We start from the raw sequence: 2,714 nt of genomic DNA on the forward strand, positions 1-2,714 counted from the left end.
CGAGCTGTACATCGCGGGCACCCAACTCGCCCGGGGCTATGTGAAGCGCCCAGGCCTGACGGCCGAGCGTTTCGTGGCGAACCCCTTCGAGCCTGTCGGACGGATGTATCGCTCAGGCGATATGGCCCGCTGGAGCAGGGACGGTCTCCTGGAGTACCTGGGTCGTGCCGACGAGCAGGTCAAGGTCCGTGGTTTCCGTATCGAGCCGGGCGAGGTCGAGGCCGTGGTGGCCGCGCATCGCGCGGTTGCCCGGGTGGCGGTCATCGCCCGGGAGGACACCCCGGGAGACACCCGCCTCGTCGCCTACGTCATCCCCACCGACCCCGACGAGACCGACGACGAACTCGCCGCTTCCATAGTCGAGTTCGCCCGAGGACGCCTGCCCGACCACATGGTTCCGTCCGCGGTCGTCGTCCTGGACGCGCTCCCGCTGACCGCCAACGGCAAGCTCGACCGCAAGAACCTCCCCGCACCGGACAACGCCCACACCGGCGGCTCCGGCCGGGGCCCCGAGAGCCATGAGGAAGAAGTCCTCTGCGAGGCCTTCGCCCAGGTCCTCGGACTCGACCACGTCGGCGTCGACGAGAGCTTCTTCACCCTCGGCGGCCACTCCCTCCTCGCCGTCCGCCTCGTCAGCCGTGTCCGCACCGCGCTCGGCGTCGAACTGGACCTGGCGACGCTCTTCGAGGTGCCGACGGTCGCCGGCCTCGCGGCCCGGCTGGGTCTGGCCGGCGCCGCGCGCACCGGACTCACCCCCATGCCGCGCCCCGAGCGCACCCCACTGTCGTACGCCCAGCAACGCCTCTGGTTCATCGGCCAGTTGGAGGGCTCGAACGCCGGCTACAACGTCCCCGTCGCCCTCCGCCTGGCCGGGGACGTGAACCACACGGCGCTGGCCGAGGCCCTGCGGGACGTCCTGGAGCGGCACGAGGTCCTGCGTACCGTGTTCCCCGTCACCGATGGCGAGCCGTACCAGCGGGTCATCCCCATGGAGGAGCTGACCTGGCAGCTGCCGCTCGTCGAGGTCGCCGCCGACGACCTGCCGGACGCGGTCGCCACGGCGGGCGGGTACGCCTTCGACATCTCCGCCGAAATACCCTTCCGGGCCTGGCTGTTCTCGGCCGGGACCGACGAGCAGGTCCTCGTCGTGGTGATGCACCACATCGCGAGCGACGGCTGGTCCAAGCGTCCGCTCGCCCAGGACCTCTCCACCGCCTACGCGGCGCGGTGCGCGGGCGAGGCCCCTGTGTGGGAGCCGCTGCCGGTGCAGTACGCGGACTACGCGCTGTGGCAGCGCGAGCTCCTCGGCGACTCGGCGGACCCCGACAGCGTCGGATCCCGCCAGGTCGCCTTCTGGCGCGAGACACTGACAGGCGCCCCGGAGGAGCTGACGCTCCCCGCCGACCACCCCCGCTCCGCCGTCTCCACCAACCGGGGCCACCGCATTCCGGTGACCGTTCCGGCCGACGTCCACGCACAGCTGCGGGACCTGGCACAGGCCGAAGGCGTCACCACCTTCATGGTGCTCCAGGCCGCCGGCGCCGTACTCCTCGCGAAGCTGGGCGCGGGCACCGACATCCCGATCGGCTCGGCCCACGCAGGCCGCAACGACGAAGCACTCGACGACCTGGTCGGCTTCTTCGTCAACACGCTCGTCCTGCGGACGGATCTGTCCGGCGACCCGACGTTCCGTGAGGTTCTGAACCGGGTGCGCGAGACGAGCCTGGCGGCGATGGCGAACCAGGACGTGCCGTTCGAGAAGCTCGTCGAGGAGCTCGCCCCGGCCCGTTCCCTCGCCCGCCACCCGCTCTTCCAGGTCATGCTCTCCCTGGAGAACAACGCCGAGGCGGTCCTCGACCTGCCCGGCCTGCACACCCCGCCGGCCGCCGCACGACCGGCCGGCCCCGTCGAGGCCGCGGCCAAGTTCGACCTGGCCTTCCAGATCACCGAGACCGCCGACACCGACGGAACCCCCGGCGGACTGCACGGCAGCGTGGTGGCCGCCGCCGACCTGTTCGAGCAGGACACGGCCGGCCGGATCGCCGCACGCTGGACGCGCGTCCTCGCCGCCCTGGTCGCCGAGCCCGCCACCCGCCTCAGCGCGGTTGACGTACTCGACGCACCCGAGCGCGACCTGCTCCTGAACGTCTGGAACGACACCACCACGACCGTCGCGCCCACCACCGTGCCGGAGCTCTTCGCGGCCCACGCCGCAAGCACCCCGGACGAGGTCGCGGTGATCGCGGGTGGCACCGAGCTCACGTACGCGGAGCTCGACGCCCGAGCCAACCGCCTCGCGCACGTCCTGATCCAGCGGGGCATCGGCGCCGAATCCGTCGTCGGCCTCAGCTTCGGCCGCGACGAGCAGGTGATCGTCGCCGTCCTGGCGACCTGGAAGGCCGGAGCCGCCTACCTGCCCATCGACCCCGAGCACCCCGCCGACCGCAAGGCGTACCTGATCGCCGACAGCGGCGCCGCCCTCGTGCTCACCACCGAAGAGGCCCTGCCCGGCCTCCCCGCGGACCGCGCGCCGGTCGCCGTCGTGGACGGCCCCGAGCTGCGCGCCGCACTCGACTCCGCACCGGACACGGCCCCCGAGGCCACCTACACGGACACCGGCCTCGCCTATGTGATCTATACGTCGGGTTCGACGGGTCGTCCGAAGGGTGTGGGGGTGGGTCATGGGGCGTTGGCGAATTTGGTGTCGGTGTTCG

General features: G+C 71.9%; 1 protein-coding gene. It reads left to right on the top strand.

Going from position 1 to position 2,714, the window contains the following annotated elements; all coding sequences use genetic code 11:
* Positions 1-121: 121 nt before the first annotated feature.
* Positions 122-2,714 (top strand): condensation domain-containing protein (locus BCL76_RS38320; protein WP_375138015.1); only part of this gene is annotated, 2,593 nt, incomplete at its 3' end.

The organism is Streptomyces sp. CG 926, assembly GCF_003148825.1.
Classification (GTDB): Bacteria; Actinomycetota; Actinomycetes; order Streptomycetales; family Streptomycetaceae; genus Streptomyces.